Raw genomic sequence first — 24,463 nt, forward strand, 5'->3', positions numbered from 1 at the left:
ATCAGAGGGACCGGCGAACCGGTCCTTTCCCCTTGGTCCGGCTGGTCAAATGGAACTGCCGGCACCGGTCGCAGCGATAGGGGCGCAACTCCCAGCCGCTCTTCGCGATCGCCGCCAGCGCTTCCTCCCGCGAAGGATAGCGCGCCTTGCGCCGGCAGACGCTGAGCCGGGTGCTAGGGATAGCTCACCGTCTTGGGCACTTCGGGGATCGGGATGAATTCCTTGTCGTCGCCGGGCACCTTGGGGAAGTTGCCCGCCTTCCAGTCTTCCTTGGCCTGGTTGATCCGGTCGCGGCTGGAGGAGACGAAGTTCCACCAGACGTGGCGCGGGGTGGCGAAGTCCTCGCCGCCGCACAGCGCCACCCGGCCGCCGCCGGACGAGCGCAGGATGGCGGTGATGCCGGGGCGCAGGATGTAGAGGGTCGCGACTTCCATCTCGATCCCGTCGATGCTGGCGTCGCCATAGGCGAGGTAGACTGCCCGTTCGGTCGCCGACGGGTCGATCGGCACCGCGCCGCCCTCGTCCAGGGCGATGTCGGCATAGATGGTCTGGGCATAGGTGGTGGTCGGCGCCTTGGCCCCCCACAGTTCGCCCATGATCACCCGGGCCCGCGCGCCCGGCGACTCGACGATCGGCAGGTCGGCGGCGGCGACATGCTCGAAGGCCGGGTCCATCTCTTCCCGGTCCTCGGGCAGGGCGAGCCAGGTCTGGATGCCGGAGAGCTCGGGGCCCTTCTCGCGTTCGGCGCTGGGCGAGCGCTCGGAATGGACGATGCCGTGGCCGGCGGTCATCAGGTTCACTGCGCCCGGTTCGATCGTGGCGAAGGTGCCGAGCGAGTCGCGATGGTCGATCGCGCCGGCGTAGAGATAGGTGACGGTGGCGAGGTTGATGTGCGGGTGCGGGCGCACGTCGATGCCGGTGCCGACGGTCAGACGGGCCGGGCCCATCTGGTCGAAGAAGATGAACGGCCCCACCATCGTCCGCGGCTTGGACGGCAGCGTGCGGTGGACCTTGAAGCCGCCCAAATCATGGGTGGTCGGCGTGATGATCTGGGTGAAAAGCTCGTCGGTCATGGTGCCCCTCTCGTCGCCGGATTCATAGCCTGCGCTATCTGGAGCGGACAGCCATAGTTTGGAAACCCACCCTTTCGGGTCGCCGCTATTCCCCCGGTGCCCGCGCCTTGATCGCCAGGGCGTGGATGCGGCCGGTGAGCAGGTCGGCCAGCGCGTTGTTGACCATCCGCTGGCGCTGGACGCGCGACTGGCCCTGGAATGCGGGGCTCTCGACCACCACGGTCCAGTGCGATTCGCCGGTGCCGTCATCGCCCAGGTGCCCGGAATGGTGATGGCTGTCGTTGATCACCTCGAGATGCGTCGGGGCGAGGCCGGCGGTGAGGCGGGCAGCGATGATATCGGCGAGTCCGCCGCTGGAAGGGTTCGTCATCGCGCCTATATAGGCGGTTTGCTCAAGGGAGGTCACGTGGCTGAGAGCCAGCCCAAGAAGGACAGGTCGAATGCGCGGTTCCACGGTCGGGTGGAGGCGCCGGGGAGATTGTGCTCGGAACCGGGCTGCAACGAGCCGGGCGAGTTCCGCGCGCCCGCAGGCGGCAGCCGCGCGACGTTCGACGGACCGGGCGAATATCGCTGGCTGTGCCTCGATCACGTCCGTGCGTTCAATTCGGGCTATAATTTCTTCCAGGGGATGAGCCCCGACGAGATCCACGACGCCCAGCGGCCCTATGCCGGCTGGGAGCGCGAGACGCGTGCCTTCACCGGCAATGGCGGCGCCGACCGCCCGCCGCGCTGGGCCGATTTCGCCGATCCGCTCGATGCGATCGGCGCGCGGTTCCGCGACCGGATGAAGGACCGTGGCGAGCGCAAGGACGGCAAGCCGCTGTCCGGGCAGGACCGCGAGTCGCTCAAGATCCTCGACCTCGAGATCGACGCCGACCGCACCGCGCTGCGCAAGCGCTATTCGGAGCTGGTCCGCAAGTTCCACCCCGATCGCAACGGCGGCGACCGGACGCATGAGGGCCGGCTCCAGCGGGTGATCGAGGCGTACCAGCACCTCCGCACCTCGCCCGCCTTCGCCTGAGCTTCAGTCGGCGGGACGGGTGTTCACCGCCAGCTGGTCGGCAAAGGCACGCCGATAGGCAGGCCGGGCCTCGCCGCGCGCCACATAAGCGGCGAGGCCCGGATGCTGGTCGAGCAGGCCGGACGGGCGAAGCCTGAGCAGCACCGAGACCATCATCAGGTCGCCCGCGCTGAACGCCCCATCGAGCCATTCCGCTTCGCCCAGCCGCGCGGCAAGCTGGCGCAGCCGGCCATGGATGCGCTCCACGACCAGCGGCATCCGCTCGGCTGCCCAGGGCTTGTCGCCCTCGAGGATCCGGACATTGACCAGGTCGAGGATCACGGGTTCCACCGTGTTCACCGCGGCGAACATCCAGGTGATCGCCCGTGCCCGGCCGGCGGCATCCTCGGGGAGCAATCCGGGGAAGCGCTCGGCCAGGTGGAAGACGATTCCGCCCGTCTCGAACAGCGCGAGGTCGCCTTCCTCATAGGTCGGGATCTGGCCAAAGGGATGGATCGCCAGATGTGCCGGTTCCTTCATCTCGGCAAAGTCGACCAGCCGAACGTCATAGGGCTGGCCCACTTCCTCGAGTGCCCAGCGCACCCGTGTATCGCGCGCCAGCCCCTTGCCGCCGTCGGGGGAACGATCGAAGGCGGTGATCGTGATCCTCATCCGCTCTTGTCCGGCGAGACGAAGCCGCAGGTCACGCCTTCGGGATCGACGATGTTGATCACCCATTCGCCGCCGGGCACCTGGTGCGGACCCCAGACCACCTTGCCGCCGCCGGCTTCCACCTTCGCCTGCGCCTCGGTGATGTCGGGCACGCGGAAATAGAAGCCCCAGCCGGGCTTGGTACCGGGCTGCACCCGCATGATCGCGCCGACCGCTTCGCCCTTGCTGTCGCCATTGGCGATGAAGCTGTACTCGCCCATCTCGCCCATCGGCATGGAGCCGACCTTCTCGATGGCGAACAGCCTGCCGTAGAAGGCGAGCGCCGCCGCATCGTCCGGCGCGAGCAGCTCGTTCCAGGCGACATGGCCGAAGCCCATGCGCTGATAGGCGGTGCTGCTCTCCGGCGAGGCGCCGCGCATCACGTAGAAGGGCACGCCCTGCGGATCGGTGACCATCGCCAGCCGGCCGACATCGGGGATGTCGAAAGCCGGAAGATGGACCTGCCCGCCGGCCGCGACCACGGCGGCGACCGTGGCATCGACGTCATCCACCCCGAAATAGCCCAGCCACACCGGCTGGGCGCCGCCGGCGATCATGTCGGCGTTGAGCTGCATGACGCCGCCCGCCTGGCCGTCACCCGCATTGATCATGCGATAGTCCATGCCGCCCGGTGCGGGCTGCGCATCGATGTTCCAGCCGACCACCGAGTCGTAGAACGCCTTGGCCTTGCCCGCGTCCTTGGTCAGCAGCTCGTACCAGATGAAGCTTCCATGTGCGTTGGACACGATCTGTCTCCTTAATTCCTCCCCGAGCTTGCTCGGGGAGGTATCAATTCATCACGCCTTGGTATCCACGATGCTCTCGAAGCCGCCCCAGAACATGCGCTGGCCATCGAAGGGCATGTCGCCGTCGGGCTTCATCCGCTCGTCGGCCATCACCTTCTCCCAGCCCGCGTCGCGGGTCGCCTTGTCGGGCCACTCGATCCAGGAGAAGACCGGCGTCTCGTTCTCCTCGGCCTTCACCGCCATGTAGAAGTCGGTGACCTTGCCGCGCGGCACGTCATGGCCGAAGCCTTCCACCACGCGCAGCGCACCATGCTCGATGAAGATCGGGGCGGCCTTCTTCGCCATCGCAAGATAGGCCTCCCGGTCGCGCGCCGGCGCGACGAAACCGTCGATATAAGCCATTTCACTCTCCTCTATTATCTCTGTCAGGCCGCGACGGGCGCGGGCTGGAAGTCGGCGAGCTGCGCGTCCATCGCGCGCCGGAAGCCGGGCCGTGCCATGCCGCGCTCCATATAGGCCGCCAGCACCGGCCGGCTGCTGATCAGCTCGCTGCCGTCGGCATTGCGCAGCACCGTCACCATCGCGATGTCCGCCACGCTGAACTCCCCGACCAGCCATTCCCGGGCGCCCAGCGCATCGGCCAGGCGATCGAGCCGCTTGCCGATATCCGCCATCAGGCTCGGCTTGCGCAGCTTCGCCCATTCCTCGTCCTTGGAGAACAGGGTGACGTTGCCCAGCTCGAACAGCCCGGGCTCGACGCTGTTGAGCGAAGCGAACAGCCAGGCGAGCGTCGTCGCCCGCTGCTGCGGATCGCGCGACAGCAGCCGCGTGTCCTTCTCGGCGAGATGCAGCAGGATCGCGCCGCTCTCGAACAGCTGGATATCGCCGTCGTGCAGCACCGGCACCTGGCCCCAGGGCTGCTCCTCGAAATAGCTGGCCGGCTTGGGCGGGACCGGACTGATCAGCCGCGTGACATAGGGCTGGCCGATCTCCTCGCAGGCCCAGCGCGGCCTGAGGTCGCGGACATAGCCGCGGGCGAAATCGGGCACCCAGTTGAAGCCGGTGATCTCGATGGTCATGACTGCCTCCTCATCCTCTGGCCGCGGCTTCCACCGCCGCGATGTCGATCTTCTTCATCGTCATCATCGCCTCGAAGCCGCGGCGCGCAGCCTCGGGGTCGTCGCCGAAGTTGATCTCGATCAGCCGGCGCGGCGTGATCTGCCAGTTGAAGCCCCATTTGTCCTTGCACCAGCCGCACATCGACTCCTGGCCGCCATTGCCGACGATGGCGTTCCACAGTCGGTCGGTCTCTTCCTGGTCCTCGGTGAGGATCTGGAAGGATACGCTCTCGTTCGGCTTGAAGTTCGGGCCGCCGTTGAGGCCGGCATAGCTGCGCCCGGCCAGGGTGAACTCGACGACCAGCGCCGCGCCTTCCTCGGTGCTCGGATTGTCGCCGGGAGCGCGGTACACCTTGCCGACATGGCTGTCGGGCAGCAGGGAGACGTAGAAGTTGGCGGCCTCCTCGGCCACATGGTCGAACCACAATACGGTCGTGATCTTGTCTGCCATCGGTCCTCTCCTTTGGACTCTCGGGTTCTTCAGCCGGCGATCGGGACCAGCGCGCGTATGCGGGGATCGCGGAACCACAGTCCGCCCCAGGCGATCACGCCCAGATAGACGCCGAACAAGGTGTGGCTGAACAGCGGGCTGCCAACGCGGAAGTGCATCGCCACCGCGCCGCCCAGATAGCCGGTGAGCAGGATCGCCCCCAGTACCGCGGTGCGCGGCACCGCATAGAGCAGCGCGCAGATCGCCAGGATCAGCCCGAGCTCGCGGTACAGGTTCGCATCGGCGGGAATGCCGAGCGGCGGGCTGTAGGCGATCATTTGCGCCGGCGCGATCAGCTTGCCGCCCGCATCCATCGCCAGGAACAGCAGGACGAGGCCGCTCAGTACCCAGCCGATGATCCGGTCACGCTGCATCGCCTCAGGCCGGCTCATGCGCGGGGCCTTCGGGGAAGGCAGCCATCGCGGCTTCCATGTCCATGAACATCGGCTCGAAGATATGGCCGTCGGGATCCTCGAAGCTGCGGCCGTACATGAAGCCCATGTCCTGCTTCTCGCGCACGTCCGCCTTGCCGCCGGCCTTGCCCGCCGCCTCGACGATCGTGTCGACCGCCTCGCGGCTGTCGCGCGAGATGCAGATCAGCGCCTCGGTCACCGCATGCGCATCGGCGATCGGCTTGGGGGTGAAGGTCTGGAAGAAGTCGCGGCTCAGGATCATGAACACGATCGTGTCGCTCAGCTGCATGGCGGAAGCCTGCTCGTTGCTGAAACGGGCATCCTTGGTGCAGCCGATCGCCTCGTAGAAGGCAGTCGATTTGGCCACGTCGTTCACGGGCAGGTTCACGAAGATCATCTGGGTCATGTTGCTCTCCTCGGGGTATGTTCTTCAGTAGGTCAGGGAAGGGTACCAGTCGGTGCCGCGGCCCTCGGGTGTGCAGTCCAATATCGTCCAGAGCGGCATCAGGTCGGGTGCGCCGCGCGGGTCCTGGCCGGGATCCATGCTTTCGGAGCCCATCTCGCCGGCCCAGAAGAAGCGGATCCTGCCGTCGCGCCGGGTGAAGACCAGCAGCTGCGGGATGTCGCTGCCGTCCGGCGCGATCGCGTTATAGTCGCGGCTGAACGTCTGGTCGCTGTCCGAATAGAGCGGCAGATGCTGCCAGCCCCGCTCGGCCTTGAACACCTTCAGCTTGTCGATCGGCGAGCGGGCGGTCACCGCGAAGCCCACGCGCTGCGCGATGTCGGGCGTCTCGCCGTCCCAGGCCGAGAGCAAGGACGTGCACATCGGGCAGGGCCGTTCGCGCTGCGGGCCGAACATCCAGGTGTAGACCACCAGCGTATCATGGCCCCCGAACAAGTCAGCCAGATGAACCGCGCCATCCTCGCCCTGGAAGGCATAGTCGCGTGCCACTTCCGGTCCCGGCGGCAGCGCGCGGCGTTGCTCGGCCACACGCTCCAGGCGGCGGCGCAGCTCGATCTCTTCCGCGAGCAGCGCGGTGCGGGCTGCGCGGTATTCGGCGGACTCACCCGGCCAGCGCGATGTCTCACGCGCGGCCAGTTCGGCGGCAGGAACGAATGTCATCGGAATAAACCTCCGCTTTGGGGGCTTCGCGAATCGCTTTCTTGATCCTGATGCGCCTGTGAGTTATTAAAAGCAACCATGGAGTCACAAAAAATAACTAACTCGGATTTCGCAAAGGCGCGGCGCTGGTATCAGGACGCGTGTGGGACGGCGCTTGCGATGGATCTGATCGGAGAACGCTGGTCGCTGCTGATTGTTCGCGAATTGCTTCTCGGCCCGCGCCGCTTCGGCGAGATTCGCGGCGCGCTGGAGGGATTGAGCGCCAATATCCTCACCCAGCGTCTGGAAGGGCTGGAGAAAGGCGGCATCCTTCGCCGCAGGCAGCTGCCCTCGCCGGTCAATGCCCAGGTCTATGAACTGACCAAATGGGGTGCCCAGCTCGAGGAGCCGATCTTCGCGCTCAGCCGCTGGGCAGCAGGCTCGCCCGCGCACGACGTCACGCTGCCGCTCAGCAATGGCGCTTTCATGCTGTCGCTCAAGACGATGATGAACCGCGAGGAAGCGCGCGGGGTGTCGATCGATCTCGGATTTCGGGTGGGTGGCGAGCCCTTCCGCGCGCAGATCGTCGATGGCGGGCTGGTGATCGAGCGCCGCGATCCGGCCGGCGCCGATGTGGTCTTCGAAGGCGTGCCGACTCCGCTGGCCGCAACCTTCTACGGCCCGCTGCCGCTCACCGAGTCGATCCGCGAGGCGCGCGTGACGGTGACCGGCGACATCGCGCTCGGTCAGCGCTTCGTCGATCTGTTCCGGCTGCCGAGGTTCGAGAACGACTGACCGGCTGCGGCACCCTCACTCGGAGAAGGTTGCAATGTAGGATTTAACCTGATTGGTTATCCATCATGCCTGATAGCCTCTCCATATTACTTGATGGAACCAACCTCCACGGTTTCCCTGTTGGTCGCGAAACAGGCCTGCCGGCGCGGTTCGGCCTGGCAAGGGAGCGGAGAAACGGCCCCCCGTAGTGTAAACTTCCACAACTTCCGGCTCAGGCGTCGGCCCAGCGGCGTAGGAGATTGTGATAGACGCCGGTCAGCTCGATCACCGATCGGTCGTCATTGCCCAGCGTACCGACCAGCCGCTGCACTGCCTGGTCGGTCTCGAGCAGGATGCGCCGTGCGCTGTCGTCGCGGACCATCGACTGGATCCAGAAGAAGCTCGCCACCCGGCGTCCACGCGTCACCGGCGCCACCCGGTGCAGGCTCGACGAGGGATAGAGGATCGCGTGCCCGGCCGGCAGCTTGACCGATTGCACGCCGAACTGCCCCTCGATCAGCAGTTCGCCGCCATCATAGGCCGCGGGATCTTCGAGGAAGACCGTCATCGACAGGTCGCTGCGGATGCGGAACTCGGTGCCCCGCTGGATGCGGATCGCGTTGTCGACATGGGTGTCGAACTTCTGTCCGCCGCCATAGCGATTGAACAGGGGAGGGAAGACCTTGAGCGGCAGCGCGGCGGCGAAGAACAAAGGCGACTTGCCGAGCGCGTCGAGGACCATCGCCCCGGCGCGGCGGTGTGCCTCACTCCCCTCGGGCAGCTGCTCATTGTCCTTGGCCAGCGCCGATTGCGCGCCGGAGGTCGCGTTGCCGTCGGTCCATTCGGCCGCATCGATGATGCCGCGCAGCTCGGCTACCTGTGCAGGCCCGAGCAGGTCGGGGATGGCGATCAGCATTATGGTTGCTTCCGCAAGGCGGCGGTGCCTTCGGCGCGCAGGCGTTCGTCCGGGACCTGGGCCAGCCAGGCGAGCGCCTTTTCGCGGAACACCGGCTTGGCCTCCGCCCCGCACCGCTCGATCCACAGCAGCGCGCCGTCGATGTCGCCGGCTTCGGCGCGCATCCGGGCATGGTTGAACATGCCGCGAAAATCGCCGCCCTCGGCCGCCCGGGCATAGCAGTCCGCTGCCGCAGTCATGTCGCGCGGGATGATCGCGCCTTCCTCATGGAAGCTGCCGACGAAGTTGGTGGATTTGGCATGACCCATCGCAGCCGCCTTCTCGAACCAGGCGAGCGCCGCCGCCTTGTCCTGGGTCAAGCCGGCACCGAGCGCCAGCGCGGAGCCGTAATTGTACATGCCCCAGTCGAGCCCGGCCTCCGCGGCGACACGGAAGCACTCGGCCGCGCGCTTCTTGTCCACGGGGGTGCCCCAGCCAAGGTCGTAGCAACGGCCCAGCATGTTGAGCCCCATCGGATGGCCTTGCTGCGCCGCCTTCCAGAACCAGCCGAACGCCTCCGCTGGCTTCTGCTGGTCGAGCAGCATCTGGCCGAGCACCGCCTGTGCTTCGGCGAGGCCGACCTCCGCCCCTTCGCGAATCAGCGCCGCCCGCTCCTCCGGCGAACCGGAGAGGCGGGCGGCGATGTCTTCGCTCGACAATTGATCGAGCTGCGTCATGTCCGGGCTATATCAGAACTTGTAGCCCAGCGTCAGGATCGCCGAGCGGCCGTCGCCCGGGGTCGCCCAGCCGTTGTTGGCGCGGATGCGGGTGTAGTAGAGCTTGTCGCCGATGTTCTTGACGTTGACCTGTGCCGACAGCGCCCGGGTGATGTCGTACGCCACCGTCAGGTTGTGGACGACATAGTCCTTCGAGAAGAGGACCGAGCGGTTCGCGGTCGTCGGCAGGTTGATCGCGAACTTGCCCTGATAGGTCGCGCCGTAGCCGAGCGTCAGACCGAACGGCAGGGTATAGGCGGTGTAGAGGCTGCCCGAATGCTTCGGGGTCTGCTGGATCGCGGCGCCCGCCACCGGATCGGGGAACGCGACGCTGTTCGAACAGCCGGTGGCACCCGGATGGCTGAGGCAATAGTCGGAGACCGACTGGATCAGCTTGCTCTTGAGATAGGTGTAGTTCGCCGTGATCTGCCACGCCGAGGTGATGTGGCCGGTGGCGCCCAGCGCGACGCCGTCGACGCGCGAATGGCCGTCGAGCTGCTGGTCCGGGATTGTCGGATCGTTGGAGGCGACCCGGTAGCTGTCGCGATCGGTGCGGAACAGTGCCGCGGTCAGCAGCAGGCCGCCATGAAACAGCTCGGCCTTGCCGCCGATCTCGTAGTTCTTGGCGCCTTCCGGCCGCACGTTGCAGGTGGCCGTCGTGCAGCTGCCGTTGACCGTGCTCTGCGACGGCGTCTTGGAGTTGCCATAGGCGACATAGAGGCTGATCGGCTCGATCGGCTTGAGCACGGCGCCGATGCGATACGAGAACAGGCTGTCGCGGTTGCCCGTGCGGGTCACGGCGGTGATCTGGCCGAGCGTCGCCGCCGCGGTCGAGAGGGTATAGGCAGTGTTCTCGCCGATATTGCGCTCCCAGCGGACGCCGCCGTTGAGCTCGAAGAACTTCGACAGCTTGACCGTATCGAACAGGTAGACCGCCTTGTTCGCGACCTCGCTGTGGCTCCGCGAGCCGACGATGAAGTTCACCGGGCCGGAATAGACGTTCCGGTTGTTCAGGTTCGGATCGTTCCAGGCGTAGGGCGGGATGGTGACCGCCGTGCCATTGGCGTTGCGCTGCGAATTGCCCGAGCGCAGGTCATAGAATTCGCGCGACAGCGAGAAGCCCAGGTCGAAGCTGTGCTCGATGCCGAAGGTGTCGAACGTGCCCTTGATGTCGGTCTGGTTGTAGATGATCTGGTTGCGGGTATCGCGGGTGTTGCCGCGCGAGCCGCCGCTCGGCGTGAACAGGCCGGGCGTGGTGCAGGCCACGCCGGCTGCGGTGAAGCCGCTCGGCAGGCAGAAGGTGCCCTCGGGCCCGTCTGCGATCGAATATTGCTCGACGTCCTGATAGCGGGTGAGGTTGCGCAGCGAGATCGTGCTGCTCAGTTCCTGCTCGAAGATCGCCGTCGCCTGATCGACATTGCTGTCCTGCTTGTCGAGGTTGCGGAAGCCGTAATAGCCGCTGCGGCTGGTGCCCGGCACCTGGCCGGTGAACCCGTTGGTCACGCTGGTGACATAGGGCACGCCGAACTGCGGGATGTTGTTGTCCTGCTGGTGGAGGTAGATCAGGGTCAGCTTGGTCGGGCCGTCCAGGCCGAAGGTGATCGAGGGCATCACGCCCCAGCGCTTGGCATTCTCGACCTCGCGGCCGGGAACGTCGTTGTGGTGATACATCGCGTTCAGCCGGACGCCGACACGGTCGCTCAGCTTCCGCTCGATATCGGCGGTGGCGCGATAATATTCGTCGGTGCCGATACCGGCCTGCACCACCGACTGGTTCCGGCCGGTCGGGCGCTTGCTGACCAGGTTGATGTTGCCGGCGACCGAGCCGCCGCCCGAATAGACCGAGTTCGAGCCGTTGGTGACTTCGATCTGCTCGATGTTGAAATTGTCCGAGCGGGTATATTGCGCGCTGTCGCGGACGTTATCGATCGTGATGTCGTTGTTGGCGCTGAAGCCGCGCAGGTTGATGCTGTCGCCATAGCCGCTGCCGCCTTCGCCGGCGCCGAAGGTGATGCCGGGCACCGTCGCCAGCGCATCGCGCAGCGACAGGATGTTCTGCTGCTCCATGACTTCGGCGGTGATCACCGTAACCGTCTGCGGCGTGTCGCGCAGCGGGCGGGTGTTCTTCGGGCTCTCCTGCTTCGGCTGATAGACTTGGCCGTTGACCGTGATGTGATCCTGCCCGGCACGGTCCTGATCGTCCTCGGCAGCGGCAGGAGTCTTGGTGTCGGGGCCGTCGGTCGCGGCGTGGGCGGGGGCGCTGGCGACGAAGCCGACACAGGCGAGCGCGAGGAAAGCAGGCGCAGCCGCGCCGGTCGAACGAGTCACGTAGAGAACCCCCCAATCAGGATTGTTTCGTCGCCAGCTATTGCGAGGCGTTCTCAGAGTCAATGCTAATGCGAGCTGTTCGCAGCTTTGTCGCAAAATTGTTGCAAAGCGTTACTGCACAGTCTGGATGGAAGTCCTAGCCGCGCGGCTGCGCGAGCAGCCAGCTGCGGATCGCGCTGGCGAGATTGGGCGGGTCCTCGCCCTGGATGCGGGCATGGTCGATCGCCGCGACCAGCGCGTTGAGCGGCAGCGACCGCGCGGCTGCCGCCGCGTCCAGCGCTTCCCAGAAGATCGGCTCGAGGCTGATCGACGTCTGGTGCCCGGCGATCGTGACCGACCGCTTGATCGGCCCTTCAAAGCCACCCGGGGGCGGCTCGATCTTCATTCCGTATCGAACAGGGCGGCCAGCTGCTCGACCATGGTGCCGGCGAGCTGCTCGGCGTCCATGATCGTCACGGCGCGCTGATAGTAGCGGGTGACGTCGTGCCCGATGCCGATCGCGACCAGCTCCACCGGCGAGCGCGTCTCGATCCAGCCGATCACCTGACGCAGGTGGCGCTCGAGATAGGAACCGGAGTTCACCGACAGGGTCGAGTCGTCCACCGGCGCACCGTCCGAGATCACCATCAGGATCTTGCGATCCTCGCTGCGGCCGATCAGCCGCTGGTGCGCCCAGAGCAGCGCCTCGCCGTCGATATTCTCCTTGAGCAACCCCTCGCGCATCATCAGCCCGAGCGACTTCTTGGCGCGGCGCCACGGCTCGTCGGCCTGCTTGTAGACGATGTGGCGGATGTCGTTGAGCCGCCCGGGTTGCGCAGGGCGCCCATCGGCCAGCCACTTCTCGCGGCTCTGCCCGCCCTTCCAGGCGCGGGTGGTGAAGCCGAGGATCTCGGTCTTCACGCCAACGCGCTCCAGCGTGCGCGCCATGATGTCGGCGCTGATCGCCGCGATCGAGATCGGCCGCCCGCGCATCGAACCCGAATTGTCGATCAGCAGCGTGACCACCGTGTCCTTGAACTCGGTGTCCTTCTCGCTCTTGTAGGAGAGGGAGAGCATCGGATTGACGACGATGCGCGCCAGCCGGGCGGCGTCGAGGATGCCCTCTTCCTGGTCGAAGTCCCAGCTGCGGTTCTGCTGCGCCATCAGCCGGCGCTGGAGCCGGTTGGCGAGCTTGGTCACCGCACCCTGCAGATGAAGGAGCTGCTGGTCGAGATAGGAGCGCAGCCGGTCGAGCTCCTCGGTGTCGCACAGGTCCGTCGCCGCGACGACCTCGTCGAACTGGGTGGTGTAGGGGCGATATTCGAACTGGGGCGGCAGGTCGCTCCACGGGCGGTTCGGACGGACGGGCATCATGCCCTCCTCGCCTTCGTCGCCCGGCTCGCCGTCGCCGTCCTCCATCGCGTCGGACTGCTGCTGTTCGCCTTCCTCGCCCTGGTCGGACTCGCGCTGCTCGCCGCGCGCCTCGGCCTGGCCCTCGCTCTGGCTCGACTCGCTCTCGCCTTCCTCGTCGCCGTCCTGCTGCTGGTCGTCGGTACCCTCGTCCTCGCCGCCGCCTTCATCGGCTTCGTCGGGGAGCAGGTCGCCTTCGGTCAGCTCGAGGTCCTGGAGCAGCTTCGAAGTGAGCGAGGCGAACGCGTGCTGGTCGTCGATCGCCAGCGCCAGCGCATCCAGGTCCGAGCCGGCGCGCTCTTCGATCCAGTCGCGGATCAGCGCCATGCCGAGCGCCGCGGCGCCCGGCGACTCGCGTCCGGTCAGCCGCTCGCGCACCATCAGGCCGAGCGCAGTGGAAAGCGGCACTTCCTCGCGGTTGCGGGCACGGGTGATCGGATCGGCGCGCAGCTTCAATTCGAGCGCATGCTCGAGATTGGCGGCGATGCCGGCATAGCCGCGCGAGCCCAGCGCCTCGACTCGGGCCGTCTCGACCGCATCGAACACCGCGCGCGCCACCGGCTCCTTGGGCGCGCTCTTCACGTGCAGCGCATTGTCGTGGTGGCGCATGCGGAGCGCAAAGCTGTCGGCGAAGCCCCGCGCCTCGGCGACTTCCTCGGCCGGCAGGCTGCGCGACGGCGTCGGCACCTTGATCTGGCGTCCGTCCTGGCGCGGTGCCTCGCCGGTGAAGCTCAGCTCCGCCTCATGTTCGCCCGAAAGCGCGCGCGCGGCACCGCCGAGGACATTGCGGAACCTGTCGAGGGGAGAGTCGGCGGCCATTGCTATCGTCTTTCCGTGCCTTGTCCCTTGCGATCAAGCCCGAAGCGGCGCTGGAGGCCGCCGAGAAGTCGCCGCCCAATCCCGAGCCACGGGGCCGACGGCACCGCCTCGAGCGGATCGGGCTCCCAATTGCCTACCCCCATCCGCTCGTGGATCAGATCCTTGAGATAGGCATATTCGTCGCCGGTGATCGGCCCGCCCGCACCCCCTTGCGCCGTCCAGCGGCGGGGGTGGAGCGGATCGTCGTCCGGCGACCCGCTCAAGAAGCCTTGCTCACCACGCTTTCGGGCAGGTCCTTGCCGAACACGCGCTGGTAATACTCAGCCACCTGCGCGCGCTCCGCCTCGTCGCACTTGTTGAGGAAGCTCAACCGGAACGCGAAGCCGACATCCTTGAAGATCTCGGTGTTCTGCGCCCAGGTGATCACCGTGCGCGGGCTCATCACGGTCGAGATGTCGCCGTTGACGAAGCCCTTGCGGGTCAGGTCGGCGACGCGGACCATGTTCTCGACCAGCTCCTTGCCGCCCGGCTTGTCGAAATCGCCGGACTTGGCGAGGACGATCTGCGCCTCGACCGCTGCGGGGAGGTAGTTGAGCGTCACCACGATGTTCCAGCGGTCCATCTGGCCCTGGTTGATCTGCTGGGTGCCGTGATACAGGCCGCTGGTGTCGCCCAGGCCGACCGTGTTCGCGGTGGCGAACAGGCGGAAATAGGGGTTCGGGCGGATCACGCGGTTCTGGTCGAGCAGGGTCAGCTTGCCCTCGGTCTCGAGCACGCGCTGGATCACGAACATCACGTCCGGGCGGCCGGCGTCATATTCGTCGAACACGAGCGCGGTGGGGGTCTGCAGCGCCCAGGGAAGCAGGCCCTCGCGGAATTCGGTGACCTGCTGGCCGTCCTTGAGCACGATCGCGTCACGGCCGATCAGGTCGATACGGCTGATATGCGCGTCGAGGTTGATGCGGATGCAAGGCCAATTGAGGCGCGCCGCAACCTGTTCGATATGCGTCGACTTGCCGGTGCCGTGATAGCCCTGGACCATCACGCGGCGATTGTGCGCAAAGCCCGCCAGGATCGCGAGCGTGGTATCCGGATCGAAGACATAGGCGGGATCGAGATCCGGCACGCGCTCGTCCGCCTCGCTGAACGCGGGCACTTCGAGGTCGCTGTCGATCCCGAACAGGTCGCGCACCTTCACCATCTTGTCGGGCGCTTCGAGGATCGTGGTTTCCCGGCTGTCGGGCTGGGTGTTGGGGATGTCCGCCATGTATTCGTCCTTCCGTCGCGAGAGCGACTAGAAGCTCCCGTGCCGCACTGCAACGGGCATCGTGCAAATCGCACGATCGGCCGTTTCCGTCGCAAGCCCTTTCCCCGAATCGGCTTTCATGGGATCATGACGCCAAAGCAACGGTCGCGCGCCAACACCGATCTTGGGGAAGTCGATGAACGGGAAGCTGTTGTTCCTGGCGCTGCTCGCGCCGCTGACGGCGTGCGACTGGGGCCAGCAGCCGGCCCAGCCGCCGCACCGTCCGCCTCCCGTGACACGCCCGATCGAGCGCGCGCCCGACTGGCTTGCCGCCGACCCCTATTGCGAGGGCCGGCTGCGCCGCGGCCAGTGGCTGGTCTGCGACAACAAGGGCCTGAACTGGCTGCACCGCACGCTTGCCAGCCAATGGGCGGAAGACCGCCAGGGTGCGAGCAAGCAGCAGCTCTGGGTGCAGCGCCAGCAGCTCGCGGCGCTGGCGAGCGAGCGCGACACCTGCGAGACCGCCGAGTGCGTCGCCACCGCCTATCGCCGCTATCTCCGCGCGCCCGTCCGCGATGTCGAGCCGCCGCGCTGGACGCCGGCGCCGCGGCCCCGCCCGGTCCACTACCGGCCGCGCGAGAAGCGCTGGAACTGGCGCGACGGTGGCCCAAGCTGCGCCTCGAAGATCGGCTGGCAGAAGGCGGCTCTGCTCGCCCGGCAATGCTCGGTGGTCAATCCCGACGGCCAGTGCGGGCCGCAGCGCGGCTGCGAGACGCTGAAGACGATGATCCTCGACGGCTGCTGGGACGCCGGCGACCGCAAGCCGGGCTTCTGCAACCGGGTGTAGGGTGCCGTCGATACGGGGGGACGTGCGGCTGATTCGGGCTGGCTGCGGCGCGCGGAAGTTTACGAAACATACACTACGGGGGCCCCGTTTTCCCTTCCCGTGCAGGCGCCCGGGACGGGTGCGATCGGTGCGGGGAAGAAACGCGGCTTGCATCCGCCAGTATGGAGCAGGCGAAATCCTACATTGCAACTGGATCCGTCATCCCGGCGAAAGCCGGGATCTCGTGCGGCTCTTGCCCCAGGTCCCGCGCCATCGCCTGAGATCCCGGCTTTCGCCGGGATGACGGTCTGGTGCCGGGATGACGATTGGGTGGTGGGGTGACGATTAGGGCTAGAGCATCGCCTGCAGGGCCGTGGATAGATGCTCCGTGAAGCCCGCACCCTCGCGCACCGCCATATGCACCGCCAGCCCTTCGCGCTCTGCCAGCGCCATGCCTTCCGGGCCCAGCACGGTGAGGGCGGTAGCCCAGGCGTCTGCCAGCATGCAGCTGGCGTGCAGCACGGTGACCGAGGCGACGCCATTGTCGAGCGGGCGGCCGGTGCGCGGATCGAGGGTATGAGCATAGTCGCGGCCGGCATGGGCGAAGCTGCGGCGATAATCGCCCGAGGTGGCGACCGACAGGCCGTGCAGCGCGGCGCGCATCGGGGCGAGGAGGCTGCCCGGAGGTGTCTCCAGATCGACCCACCAGGGCTGGCCATCGGGTTTGATGCCCTCACCGCGCAGCTCGCCGCCGACTTCGACGAGGAAATCGTGCAGCTCCATGCTGCGGAGCATCTCGGCGACCCGGTCGACGCCATGCCCCTTGGCGATGCCGGAGAAATCGAGCGCGGCGGGGGCGGTGCGACGGGCACGGCGGTCGTCCCGTTCGATATGGGCGCGGCCGGAGATGGCGCGGGCCGCGGCGATCTGCGTGTCGCTCGGCAGGTCTTCCCGCGGGCCAGGTGGGCCGAAGCCCCATAGATCGACCAGCGCGCCCATGGCGGGATCGAAGGCGCCACCACTTTTGTCCGCCACGTCGAGTGCGGCGGCGAGGACCTTCGCGAAACCGATCGGCAGCGGCTGCCAGCGGCCGGGATCGCTGCAGTTGAAGCGGGAAAGCGCGGAAGCGGGCGCCCAGTGGCTCATCTCGGCGACGACGCGGTCGAGTTCGGCCTGGATGGCGAGGGTGATGCCCTCGGGTGCGGCGACGATGCGCGCGGACCAGCTGGTGCCCATGGTCTGGCCGGTGCAGGCGACGACCGGGGCGCCCGCCTGGCGACGGTGGAACGCCGCCGGGGAGAGGGCAGGGGGGATGGCTATTCTAACGGTCATTGCTGGATCGTCATCCCGGCGAAAGCCGGGATCTCGTGCCGCAGGCGGATCGCGCCATGGCCTGAGATCCCGGCTTTCGCCGGGATGACGGAATGGCTTTACGGCGCCAGCACTTCGAGCGTGGTGACGTAGCTCACGCGGGCGCGAACCGGGCCCATCGGACGACCGCCGGGGCCACCCGGGCCTGCCTGCGGGCCACCGGCAGGCGCGGCGCCCTGGCCGCCCGGCGCGCCTTGCGGACGCGGTCCGCCGGCACCGGGGCCCTCGGGCCGCTCGCCGCCTTCGTTGACCATCACCCAGTACATGCCGGGCTGGCCCCATTTGACCGAGACCTTGCCCTCGGCGTCGGTCTTGAGGACCTGCTCGTGCAGCGCGTCGCGGTAGCGGATGCCGCCCGGGATCACCGTGACGGTGAGGCCGGCGCCGGGCTTGCCGTTCTTGAGGAACTGGAAGTTGCCGGGCTCATTGGTGACCAGGTCGTTCGGGTGGGTGACCGGCACCAGCTCGATGCCCTTGCCCGTCGTCTTGAACACGGTGTTGGTCGGCGCGCCCTGGGTGATGAAGATCTCGTTGCGCGAGACATTCTCGGCGGTCTGCACGTCGGTAGCGCCGGCCGGGATCGCGGCGGCGAGATTGGCGGTGTTGGTGCCGCGCGGCAGCATCTTGCGCTCGCCGTTCAGCACATAGCTGCCGAACACGCCCTCATTGACCACGGCGACCTTGTAGGTGCCCTGCTGGGTGAGGTGCAGGTCGAAAGTCGCGCGGAACTTGCCGATATTGTGGTTTTCGACCTGGCCGGCGGTGCCGTCGGGCTGGGTGACCACGGGCACTGCGCGCAGCGGCTGGTGATCGAAGAAGAACAGGTCGTTCGACACGGCGGCGTCGACGGTCACCCAATTGTCGGTGCCCGAGACGGTGGTCGAGCTCGGCAGCATCCACTGGCGGTGGGCGATGGCGGCGGGTGCTGCGATCGCGATGACGGCGGCTGCGGCGACAAGCGGCTTGCGGAAGTTCATTTCTCTATTCCCCCTTGAGATCAGCGCTTGATCGAGACGGTGACGGCGCCGAGCTCGCTCGCGCCCTTGGCGGTGGCGGTCGTCGCCTTGCTGCCGTTCCAGGTGAAGGGCACGGTGACGACCTCACGGCCGCCGACTTCGCGTGCGGCCTCGACCATCAGCTTGTAGTTGCCCGGCGCGAGCGCGGGCAGGGCGCCCTTGCCGGCGACCAGCGCGATCTTGTGCGTGCCCGCCGCCTTGGTGGCGCCGGTGACGCCGTCCGCCGGGAAGCTCATGCCGCGGCCGACGACGCGCCACCACTGGCGCATGTCGCGCAACCACTTGGTGCCGGCGCCCTCGGCGCTGCGCCCGTCGAAATCATACCAGACCTGGAGGGTGCGGGGGGCGGCGCCTTCCTTCTCCAGCCACACCGCGACATAGGGCCGGTGATATTCGGCGACCTTCATCTGCGGGATGGTGACCGAGAGGTCGAGCGTCTGCGCGCCGGCGGCGCCGGGCAGGCCCGCGCCGATCGCCGCGAGCGTGAGGCCGGTGATGCGATACTGCATGGACTTAGGCTCCCCTAGTGGATCAGGAAAATGGCGATGAGCGCCGGGATGACGAGGCCGGCGACGACGATTGGCCAGGTGCTCTTGCGATGCTTCGAGTGCATCCACAGCAGCACCAGGCCGGTGAGCGTGAAGACGAGGCAGGCGAAGACGAAGATGTCGATGAACCACTTCCAGGCGGTGCCCGCGTTGCGGCCTTTGTGGAGGTCGTTGAGATAGGCGATCCAGCCACGCGAGCTGACCTCGCTGGTCACTGCGCCGGTATCGCGGTCGATCGAGATCCAGGCGTCGCCGCCCGGGCGCGGCTTGGCGAGATAGATCTCGCCGGCGGACCATTCGGCGGTGCCGCTCGCGTCGATCTTCACCTGGTCCTGCACCCATTTGGCGACATCGGCGGGGATCGGCTTCTTGCTGTCCGGCTGGTCGTCGGCCTTCACCTTGGCGAGCAGCGGTGCAGGCAGTTGTACGGCGTGCTCGACCGACTTGGGCGTCGCCTCGATCTCGGCGGCATGGTTGAGCGTGAAGCCGGTGATCGCGAACAGCAGCAGGCCGATCAGGCTGATCGCCGAGCTCATCCAGTGCCAAGTGTGCAGCTGCTTCAGCCAGAAGCTCTTGCGGGCGCGCTTGGCTTTGGCCTTGGCCAGTTCTTCTGCCTGGGCGGTGGGAGCATGCATTTTGTGGGTGGTTCCGAACGATTCGATGTCGGTCCGATAACGCGAACGATTCGCAATTGCAAACCTGATGCGGGTGTCGGGACGATCGATCCCGCGCCGTTCGGATGCTTCGCGTAGAGAAAAAAGATGGGTTGGAGTCCCGCACCGTACTGGCATGGAATCCAACGCGTTTCTCGCTAATGCAGCAAAGATGTGCCGCAGTGCAGCGACGAATGTTTCTTGCCGTGTTCCAAGAAATTACGCAGCATCCTTCCAGATAAAGACTTGGGAGGACTGGATGTCGGCACTGTATCTTGGTCTTGCGGTGGTTTGCGTGGTCGGGGTTTCGGCCTGTCTGGGCGGCATGTACCTCATTCTGCGGAGCACCCCGGCGGTGCGGCGACCCGACGAAGCCTAGTTGAGGGGGCATGAAAAACCCGGCCGGTCCACTTGGACCGGCCGGGTTTTTCTTTGCCTGTAGCTGGGCTTAGCGGCCGAGCAGCACGCGGGCCTGGCCGGCGATCTGCGCGAGCATCGCCGCATTGGGCACCGCCGACTGACGCGCACGGCGGACCAGCGCGGCGAACTGCTCGACCCTGCCGGCATTGGCGGCGAGCCAGGCATCGACCGCTTCCTGCGGCACGCCCTTCTGGCCGCGGCTCAGGAAGTCGAGCCGGATCTGCTGGAAGTCGCGGGCGAGGCCGGCGATCAGCAGGCGCTCCCACACATCGCCGGTGGTGATGCGCGCGGCGGTCGACTGGGCCCAGTCTAGCCCGAGCGCCTGGCCGAGCGAGGTGAAGGCGCGGGTGAGCGGGGTGACCTCGACCCCGAGGCGGACGCCGAGATCGGCCAGGCCGACCGCGCCGTCCAGCTCGAACAGCTTGACCACCTTGGCGACCAGCTCGCTCGGCGCGCCGGCGGCCTCGAGCCGCGACGAGATGCGGTTCGACTGGGCCTTGACCTCGTCGAGCAGCAGGCCCTTGGCGGCCTTGTCGAGCGCGTCGATGCCGGGCTTGAGGCGGGCGATCACCTCGGCCGGGCTGGCACCCGGCGGGGTGACGCGGAGCAGGTCGGCGACCTGGCCGCGTACCGCCACCGCCATCTCGTCGAGCAGCGCGATGCGGGCGCCTTCGGAGATCGCCGCGGTCTCGACCGCTTCCCACAGCGCGGGCAGGCAGAACAGCCGCTCGGCGACGACGAACATCGCCGCGATATCGGCCATCGCCGCGCCTTCCTCCTCGGCGAGCTCGAAGGGATGCAGCACGCCGAGGCGGTTCACCACACGATTGGCGAGCTTGGTGGCGACGATCTCGCCGCGCAGGCGATGCTCCTCGATGGCCTTGCCGAAGCGCTTCTGCATCGCCTGGGGGAAGGCGCCGAGCAGGTCGCTCTCCAGCGCCGGATCCTGGCCGATCGCCGTGCGCTCGATCGCGTCCTGCAGGGCGAGCTTGGTCGAGGCGAGCAGCACGGCGAGCTCGGGGCGGGTCAGGCCGCGCTTGTCCTGGGCGCGGCGGAGCAGTTCCTCGTTGCCGGCCAACCCCTCGACCGCGCGGTCGAGACGGCCCGAGCCCTCGAGGATCTCGATGACGCGGACATAGGAAGGCAGCGCGACATAGCCGTCATTCTCCATGAAGGAGAGCGCGAGCGTCTGCAGGCGGTTGTCCTCGAGCACCAGGTGCGCGACGTCGTCGGTCATCGAGACGAGGAGCTGGTTGCGGTCCTCGAACTCCAGCCGGCCCTCGATCATCTCGCGGTTGAGCGCGATCTTGATGTTGACCTCGTTGTCCGAGCAATCGACGCCGGCCGAATTGTCGATGAAGTCGGTGTTGATGCGGCCGCCGAGCGAGGCGAAGGCGATGCGCGCGGCCTGGGTGACGCCCAGATTGGCGCCTTCGCCCACCGCCTTGCAGCGCAGCTGCTCGGCGTTGACGCGCAGCCGGTCGTTCGCCGGATCGCCGACATCGCCGTGGCTCTCGCTCGCCGCCTTGATGTAGGTGCCGATGCCGCCGAACCAGAGCAGCCCGACCTGGGCCTTGAGGATCGCCGAGATCAGCGAGATCGGGTCGATCTCGGCGACATCGAGGCCGAGCAGCTTCTGGATCTCGGGGCTGAGCGGGATCGACTTCTCGGTGCGCGGGAAGACGCCGCCGCCCTTGGAGATCAGCGCCGGGTTATAGTCCGCCCAGCTCGAGCGCGGCAGCGCGAACATCCGGTCGCGCTCCTTCCACGATGCCGCCGGGTCGGGATCGGGATCGAGGAAGATGTGGCGGTGGTCGAAGGCTGCGACCAGCTTGATCGACTTGCTGAGCAGCATGCCGTTGCCGAACACGTCGCCCGACATGTCGCCGCAGCCCGCCACGGTGACGGGCTCGGACTGGATGTCGGTGCCCATCTCGAGGAAGTGGCGGCGGACCGAGACCCAGGCGCCCTTGGCGGTGATGCCCATCGCCTTGTGGTCATAGCCGACCGAGCCGCCCGAGGCGAAGGCGTCGCCCAGCCAGAAGTTGCGCTCGATGGCAATGGCATTGGCGACGTCGGAGAAGGTCGCGGTGCCCTTGTCGGCGGCGACGACGAAATAGGGATCGTCCCCGTCGAGGATGCGCACGCTGTCGGGATGGACGACTTCGCCGCTGACGATGTTGTCGGTGATCGACAGCAGGGTGCGGATGAAGATGCGGTAGCTCTCGGTGCCCTCGGCGAACCAGGCGTCACGGTCGACGGCGGGGGAGGGGAGGTGCTTCGGATAGAAGCCGCCCTTGGCGCCGGTCGGCACGATCACTGCGTTCTTCACGCGCTGCGCCTTCATCAGGCCGAGGATTTCGGTGCGGAAGTCGTCGCGGCGATCGGACCAGCGCAGGCCGCCGCGGGCGACCGGGCCGGCGCGCAGGTGGATGCCCTCGACGCGCGGGCTGTAGACCCAGATCTCGCGCCAGGGGAGCGGCTGGGGCAGGCCCGGCACCTTGGCCGAGTCGAGCTTGAAGGCCAGCGCTTCCTTCGCCGCGGGGGCATAGGCGTTGGTGCGCAGCGTCGCGAGGACGACGCCGCGGATCGTGCGCAGGATGCGGTCGTCGTCGATCGCCTGGACCTGGGCGAGACCAGCCTCGATCGCGGCGCTGGCCGCCTCGATCGCGGCATCGTCGCCGGCGCGCGCCGGATTGTGCGCGGCGTCGAAGCGCTCGATCAGTGCATTGGCGACCTTGGGCGCGCGGCGCAGGGCATCGACCACCGTCGCCATGCCGAAGTTCATGCCGGTCTGGCGCAGATAGCGGAACCAGGCGCGGAACAGGATCACCGAGGCGGGCTTCATGCCGCTCTCGACGATCAGCCGGTTGAAGCTGTCATTCTCGGCATTGCCCTCGAGCACCGCGGCGAGCGCTTCCTCGATCACCGAGATGTCACCGGCCAGGCCGGTCGCCGCCACCGCGAAATCATGGACGAAGGCGCCGCCGCTGAGTGCGGTCGGCACTTCCTCGATCACGCGGAAGCCGAAATTCTCGAACGCCGGCACCGCGTCGGACAGCGCCAGTGCGCCGTCCTGGGCGTAGAGCTTCACGCGGTATTCGCCGGGCTTGCCGTCGATCGGGGTGATCCGCGCCGAGCGGTCGCCCGGCCCCTCGAGCTTGGCGAAGCACAGGATGTCGCGCGCCGCCTCTTCGGGCGTGCTGGTGGTGCGATAGGCAGGTGGGAAGGCGTTGGCGTAGCGCAGCGTCAGGCGCGTGGCGCCGGTGGCGCCGGCATCCTCCATCAGCGCGGCTTCGACCGCGGGCGCCCAGCCGCGCATCATCCGCTCGAGCTGGCGGTCGAGCGCATCCGCATCGGGCATGGTGCCGCCCTGGCGCAGATCGAGCGTGTAGCGCAGCAGCGCGACTTCGCCGTCTTCGAGTGCGATCGACCAGTTGATGATCTTGGCGCTGGCCGCATCGGCGAGCATGTCGCCCACCGCCTCGCGGCGCGTGGTGGTGACTTCGTCGCGCGGCAGCCAGACAAAGGCGAACAGATGGCGGCCGAGCAGGCTCTTGACCAATGCCAGCTTGGAGCGCGGCCGGTCGGCGACCGACATCGAGGTGAGCACCAGATGCTCGAGCGAATCGGCGTCGAACGCGGTGGTCAGGTCGTGCGGCAGCGCGGTCAGCGCATGCGCCATCGCCTTGCCGGTATGGCCCTTGGGATCGAAGCCGAACTTGCGCTCAAGCCCTTCGAGGCGGGCACGGAGCACCGGCACCTCATCGGGATCGGCGAACAGCGAGGCGCTGGTCCACAGGCCGGCATGGATCGACAGGCCGGTCACGTCGCTGCCGGTGGTGATCGGTACCGCGACGATGTCGAGCGGCACGCGGCGATGCACCGGCGAGATCGAATTGGACTTGAGCAGCAGCGGCGCTTCGCCGCCCTTCTTGAAATAGTCCACCGCGGCGTTGCGCGAGGCCTCGGCGAGGATTGGGGTGTCCAGCTCGTGCCGGGCGAGGCCGAGCTGATCGGACACGTCGCCATTGGTGCGCCAGGTCTCGTGGCCCAGCAGCGTCATCGCGCCTTCCTGGAACCAGCGCAGCAGCTTCACGCCTTCGCGCGAGCCGATCGTCGCGGCGTCCGCGCCCATCGCGCCCTGCAGCGCGCGCCAGTCGTGCACGGCGTCGCGGACCTGGGCGAGCGTGCGCTCGAGCTCGACGACCAGGCTGCGGCGCGCGCGCGCATCTGCGCGGTCCATCTCGATGTAGATCATCGATTCGCGCTTGCCGGCGCCGATCGATTCAAGCTTGCCCGATGCCCCGCGCTCGACGGCGATGACGGGGTGGATGATGCGGTGAACTGCGACGCCGTAGGTTGCGATCGCGCCGGAGATCGAATCGACGAGGAAGGGCATGTCGTCGTTGACGACGGCAAGCCGCATCCGGCGGCTCTCCTCGCCCTGGAAGGTCTCCAGTATGACCTTCGCGGTATCCGGCGGGCGGACGGCGGCGGCTTCCGCGACGAAATTCGCCGCCTCCGCGCGCTCGGCCTCGCCGAAATCTTCCAACTCTCCCGGCAGCGCTCCCTCGAGCAACCGCGCTTCGAACGCCTGCGTCAGCGACGTCATCATGCTTTTCATGAGAGTGAGGCCTACGCCTCTGCGGTGACCGGCTCAAGACTCTCACGCAAGAAAATTACAAATTTGCGGAGAATGGCCGGAAGGCGCACGAAAGTGACATTCATGCGCCCCAAAGCTCGGAG

The 24,463-nt window shown here is 67.3% G+C and carries 25 protein-coding genes; 3 read left to right on the forward strand and 22 right to left on the reverse strand.

Annotated features, from left to right (window positions below):
* Positions 1-173: 173 nt before the first annotated feature.
* Complete coding sequence (locus GGR46_RS21115) at positions 174-1,073, reverse strand: pirin family protein (protein ID WP_183999967.1); 900 nt, start codon at positions 1,071-1,073, stop codon at positions 174-176.
* An 85-nt stretch (positions 1,074-1,158) separates the two neighbouring features.
* Positions 1,159-1,443, reverse strand: a complete 285-nt coding sequence (locus GGR46_RS21120) for a BolA family protein (RefSeq protein WP_183999968.1) — start codon at positions 1,441-1,443, stop codon at positions 1,159-1,161.
* 36 nt (positions 1,444-1,479) lie between these two features.
* Here GGR46_RS21120 and GGR46_RS21125 point away from each other — a divergent pair, with 36 nt between their 5' ends.
* Positions 1,480-2,094: a J domain-containing protein gene (locus GGR46_RS21125; protein ID WP_343058276.1), complete on the forward strand. Its 615-nt coding sequence runs from the start codon at positions 1,480-1,482 to the stop codon at positions 2,092-2,094.
* A gap of 3 nt (positions 2,095-2,097) precedes the next feature.
* Here GGR46_RS21125 and GGR46_RS21130 read toward each other — a convergent pair whose 3' ends face one another.
* From GGR46_RS21130 to GGR46_RS21165, 8 genes are read right to left on the reverse strand one after another with little or no spacing between them, the layout of a single operon-like run.
* Positions 2,098-2,745, reverse strand: a complete 648-nt coding sequence (locus tag GGR46_RS21130) for a glutathione S-transferase family protein (protein WP_183999970.1) — start codon at positions 2,743-2,745, stop codon at positions 2,098-2,100.
* The gene (locus tag GGR46_RS21135; protein ID WP_183999971.1) at positions 2,742-3,530 is read right to left on the reverse strand and encodes a VOC family protein; all 789 of its coding nucleotides are present in this window, start codon (positions 3,528-3,530) and stop codon (positions 2,742-2,744) included. The genes GGR46_RS21130 and GGR46_RS21135 overlap by 4 nt, the downstream gene beginning before the upstream one ends.
* Positions 3,531-3,581: 51 nt before the next feature.
* On the reverse strand, positions 3,582-3,932 hold the full coding sequence (locus GGR46_RS21140; RefSeq protein WP_183999972.1) for a DUF1428 domain-containing protein: 351 nt from the start codon (positions 3,930-3,932) through the stop codon (positions 3,582-3,584).
* A gap of 23 nt (positions 3,933-3,955) precedes the next feature.
* Complete coding sequence (locus tag GGR46_RS21145) at positions 3,956-4,609, reverse strand: glutathione S-transferase family protein (protein ID WP_183999973.1); 654 nt, start codon at positions 4,607-4,609, stop codon at positions 3,956-3,958.
* 10 nt (positions 4,610-4,619) lie between these two features.
* Entirely contained in the window at positions 4,620-5,099 is a 480-nt protein-coding gene (locus GGR46_RS21150; protein WP_183999974.1) for a VOC family protein, read from the reverse strand.
* A gap of 29 nt (positions 5,100-5,128) precedes the next feature.
* Positions 5,129-5,530, reverse strand: a complete 402-nt coding sequence (locus GGR46_RS21155; protein WP_221262873.1) for a DoxX family protein — start codon at positions 5,528-5,530, stop codon at positions 5,129-5,131.
* Positions 5,517-5,957, reverse strand: coding sequence for a VOC family protein (locus GGR46_RS21160; protein ID WP_183999975.1), 441 nt, complete (start codon positions 5,955-5,957; stop codon positions 5,517-5,519). Before GGR46_RS21160 ends, GGR46_RS21155 begins: the two co-directional genes overlap by 14 nt.
* A gap of 24 nt (positions 5,958-5,981) precedes the next feature.
* On the reverse strand, positions 5,982-6,674 hold the full coding sequence (locus GGR46_RS21165) for a DUF899 family protein (RefSeq protein WP_183999976.1): 693 nt from the start codon (positions 6,672-6,674) through the stop codon (positions 5,982-5,984).
* 159 nt (positions 6,675-6,833) lie between these two features.
* Here GGR46_RS21165 and GGR46_RS21170 point away from each other — a divergent pair, with 159 nt between their 5' ends.
* Positions 6,834-7,448, forward strand: a complete 615-nt coding sequence (locus GGR46_RS21170; protein ID WP_221262874.1) for a winged helix-turn-helix transcriptional regulator — start codon at positions 6,834-6,836, stop codon at positions 7,446-7,448.
* A gap of 211 nt (positions 7,449-7,659) precedes the next feature.
* On the opposite strand, the gene GGR46_RS21175 is transcribed toward GGR46_RS21170, so the two are convergent.
* The 7 genes from GGR46_RS21175 to cobS all read right to left on the reverse strand — a co-directional run bounded on the left by GGR46_RS21175 (position 7,660) and on the right by cobS (position 14,901).
* Positions 7,660-8,343: a Fe2+-dependent dioxygenase gene (locus tag GGR46_RS21175; RefSeq protein ID WP_183999978.1), complete on the reverse strand. Its 684-nt coding sequence runs from the start codon at positions 8,341-8,343 to the stop codon at positions 7,660-7,662.
* Positions 8,343-9,059 (reverse strand): tetratricopeptide repeat protein, encoded by a 717-nt coding sequence (locus tag GGR46_RS21180; RefSeq protein ID WP_183999979.1) that lies wholly within the window; start codon positions 9,057-9,059, stop codon positions 8,343-8,345. The genes GGR46_RS21175 and GGR46_RS21180 overlap by 1 nt, the downstream gene beginning before the upstream one ends.
* A 12-nt stretch (positions 9,060-9,071) precedes the next feature.
* The gene (locus GGR46_RS21185; protein ID WP_183999980.1) at positions 9,072-11,426 is read right to left on the reverse strand and encodes a TonB-dependent receptor domain-containing protein; all 2,355 of its coding nucleotides are present in this window, start codon (positions 11,424-11,426) and stop codon (positions 9,072-9,074) included.
* A 136-nt stretch (positions 11,427-11,562) separates the two neighbouring features.
* Positions 11,563-11,811 carry a ribbon-helix-helix domain-containing protein gene (locus tag GGR46_RS21190; RefSeq protein ID WP_183999981.1) on the reverse strand — a complete coding sequence of 83 codons (249 nt, stop codon included), beginning with the start codon at positions 11,809-11,811 and terminating at the stop codon, positions 11,563-11,565.
* Positions 11,808-13,634, reverse strand: a complete 1,827-nt coding sequence (gene cobT / locus GGR46_RS21195; protein ID WP_183999982.1) for a cobaltochelatase subunit CobT — start codon at positions 13,632-13,634, stop codon at positions 11,808-11,810. Before cobT ends, GGR46_RS21190 begins: the two co-directional genes overlap by 4 nt.
* Before the next feature lie 2 nt (positions 13,635-13,636).
* On the reverse strand, positions 13,637-13,897 hold the full coding sequence (locus tag GGR46_RS21200; RefSeq protein ID WP_183999983.1) for a hypothetical protein: 261 nt from the start codon (positions 13,895-13,897) through the stop codon (positions 13,637-13,639).
* Entirely contained in the window at positions 13,894-14,901 is a 1,008-nt protein-coding gene (cobS, locus tag GGR46_RS21205) for a cobaltochelatase subunit CobS (RefSeq protein ID WP_183999984.1), read from the reverse strand. The genes GGR46_RS21200 and cobS overlap by 4 nt, the downstream gene beginning before the upstream one ends.
* A gap of 175 nt (positions 14,902-15,076) precedes the next feature.
* Here cobS and GGR46_RS21210 point away from each other — a divergent pair, with 175 nt between their 5' ends.
* Positions 15,077-15,727: a hypothetical protein gene (locus tag GGR46_RS21210; protein ID WP_183999985.1), complete on the forward strand. Its 651-nt coding sequence runs from the start codon at positions 15,077-15,079 to the stop codon at positions 15,725-15,727.
* Between the two features lie 330 nt (positions 15,728-16,057).
* Here GGR46_RS21210 and GGR46_RS21215 read toward each other — a convergent pair whose 3' ends face one another.
* From GGR46_RS21215 to GGR46_RS21235, 5 genes are all read right to left on the reverse strand, one after another.
* A complete protein-coding gene (locus GGR46_RS21215) occupies positions 16,058-17,038 on the reverse strand; it encodes an FAD:protein FMN transferase (RefSeq protein WP_343058277.1) in 981 nt (326 codons plus the stop codon).
* Between the two features lie 98 nt (positions 17,039-17,136).
* On the reverse strand, positions 17,137-18,054 hold the full coding sequence (locus tag GGR46_RS21220; protein WP_183999986.1) for a DUF4198 domain-containing protein: 918 nt from the start codon (positions 18,052-18,054) through the stop codon (positions 17,137-17,139).
* A gap of 20 nt (positions 18,055-18,074) precedes the next feature.
* Positions 18,075-18,602, reverse strand: a complete 528-nt coding sequence (locus GGR46_RS21225; RefSeq protein WP_183999987.1) for a DUF2271 domain-containing protein — start codon at positions 18,600-18,602, stop codon at positions 18,075-18,077.
* Positions 18,603-18,616: 14 nt separating this feature from the next.
* The gene (locus GGR46_RS21230) at positions 18,617-19,276 is read right to left on the reverse strand and encodes a PepSY-associated TM helix domain-containing protein (protein ID WP_183999988.1); all 660 of its coding nucleotides are present in this window, start codon (positions 19,274-19,276) and stop codon (positions 18,617-18,619) included.
* Between the two features lie 466 nt (positions 19,277-19,742).
* The gene (locus tag GGR46_RS21235) at positions 19,743-24,341 is read right to left on the reverse strand and encodes an NAD-glutamate dehydrogenase (protein ID WP_183999989.1); all 4,599 of its coding nucleotides are present in this window, start codon (positions 24,339-24,341) and stop codon (positions 19,743-19,745) included.
* Positions 24,342-24,463 lie beyond the last annotated feature (122 nt).

This window comes from Sphingomonas kyeonggiensis (assembly GCF_014196745.1).
In the GTDB taxonomy this organism is placed as follows: domain Bacteria; phylum Pseudomonadota; class Alphaproteobacteria; order Sphingomonadales; family Sphingomonadaceae; genus Sphingomonas; species Sphingomonas kyeonggiensis.

Excerpts from the sequence above, each read along its gene's own strand:
- GGR46_RS21115 (WP_183999967.1), bottom strand. The coding sequence starts at position 1,073 with ATGACCGACGAGCTTTTCACCCAGATCATCACGCCGACCACCCATGAT.
- GGR46_RS21120 (WP_183999968.1), bottom strand. The coding sequence starts at position 1,443 with ATGACGAACCCTTCCAGCGGCGGACTCGCCGATATCATCGCTGCCCGC.
- GGR46_RS21130 (WP_183999970.1), bottom strand. The coding sequence starts at position 2,745 with ATGAGGATCACGATCACCGCCTTCGATCGTTCCCCCGACGGCGGCAAG.
- GGR46_RS21140 (WP_183999972.1), bottom strand. The coding sequence starts at position 3,932 with ATGGCTTATATCGACGGTTTCGTCGCGCCGGCGCGCGACCGGGAGGCC.
- GGR46_RS21145 (WP_183999973.1), bottom strand. The coding sequence starts at position 4,609 with ATGACCATCGAGATCACCGGCTTCAACTGGGTGCCCGATTTCGCCCGC.
- GGR46_RS21150 (WP_183999974.1), bottom strand. The coding sequence starts at position 5,099 with ATGGCAGACAAGATCACGACCGTATTGTGGTTCGACCATGTGGCCGAG.
- GGR46_RS21155 (WP_221262873.1), bottom strand. The coding sequence starts at position 5,530 with ATGAGCCGGCCTGAGGCGATGCAGCGTGACCGGATCATCGGCTGGGTA.
- GGR46_RS21160 (WP_183999975.1), bottom strand. The coding sequence starts at position 5,957 with ATGACCCAGATGATCTTCGTGAACCTGCCCGTGAACGACGTGGCCAAA.
- GGR46_RS21165 (WP_183999976.1), bottom strand. The coding sequence starts at position 6,674 with ATGACATTCGTTCCTGCCGCCGAACTGGCCGCGCGTGAGACATCGCGC.
- GGR46_RS21170 (WP_221262874.1), top strand. The coding sequence starts at position 6,834 with ATGGATCTGATCGGAGAACGCTGGTCGCTGCTGATTGTTCGCGAATTG.
- GGR46_RS21175 (WP_183999978.1), bottom strand. The coding sequence starts at position 8,343 with ATGCTGATCGCCATCCCCGACCTGCTCGGGCCTGCACAGGTAGCCGAG.
- GGR46_RS21180 (WP_183999979.1), bottom strand. The coding sequence starts at position 9,059 with ATGACGCAGCTCGATCAATTGTCGAGCGAAGACATCGCCGCCCGCCTC.
- GGR46_RS21190 (WP_183999981.1), bottom strand. The coding sequence starts at position 11,811 with ATGAAGATCGAGCCGCCCCCGGGTGGCTTTGAAGGGCCGATCAAGCGG.
- cobT (WP_183999982.1), bottom strand. The coding sequence starts at position 13,634 with ATGGCCGCCGACTCTCCCCTCGACAGGTTCCGCAATGTCCTCGGCGGT.
- cobS (WP_183999984.1), bottom strand. The coding sequence starts at position 14,901 with ATGGCGGACATCCCCAACACCCAGCCCGACAGCCGGGAAACCACGATC.
- GGR46_RS21210 (WP_183999985.1), top strand. The coding sequence starts at position 15,077 with ATGAACGGGAAGCTGTTGTTCCTGGCGCTGCTCGCGCCGCTGACGGCG.
- GGR46_RS21215 (WP_343058277.1), bottom strand. The coding sequence starts at position 17,038 with ATGACCGTTAGAATAGCCATCCCCCCTGCCCTCTCCCCGGCGGCGTTC.
- GGR46_RS21220 (WP_183999986.1), bottom strand. The coding sequence starts at position 18,054 with ATGAACTTCCGCAAGCCGCTTGTCGCCGCAGCCGCCGTCATCGCGATC.
- GGR46_RS21225 (WP_183999987.1), bottom strand. The coding sequence starts at position 18,602 with ATGCAGTATCGCATCACCGGCCTCACGCTCGCGGCGATCGGCGCGGGC.
- GGR46_RS21230 (WP_183999988.1), bottom strand. The coding sequence starts at position 19,276 with ATGCATGCTCCCACCGCCCAGGCAGAAGAACTGGCCAAGGCCAAAGCC.
- GGR46_RS21235 (WP_183999989.1), bottom strand. The coding sequence starts at position 24,341 with ATGAAAAGCATGATGACGTCGCTGACGCAGGCGTTCGAAGCGCGGTTG.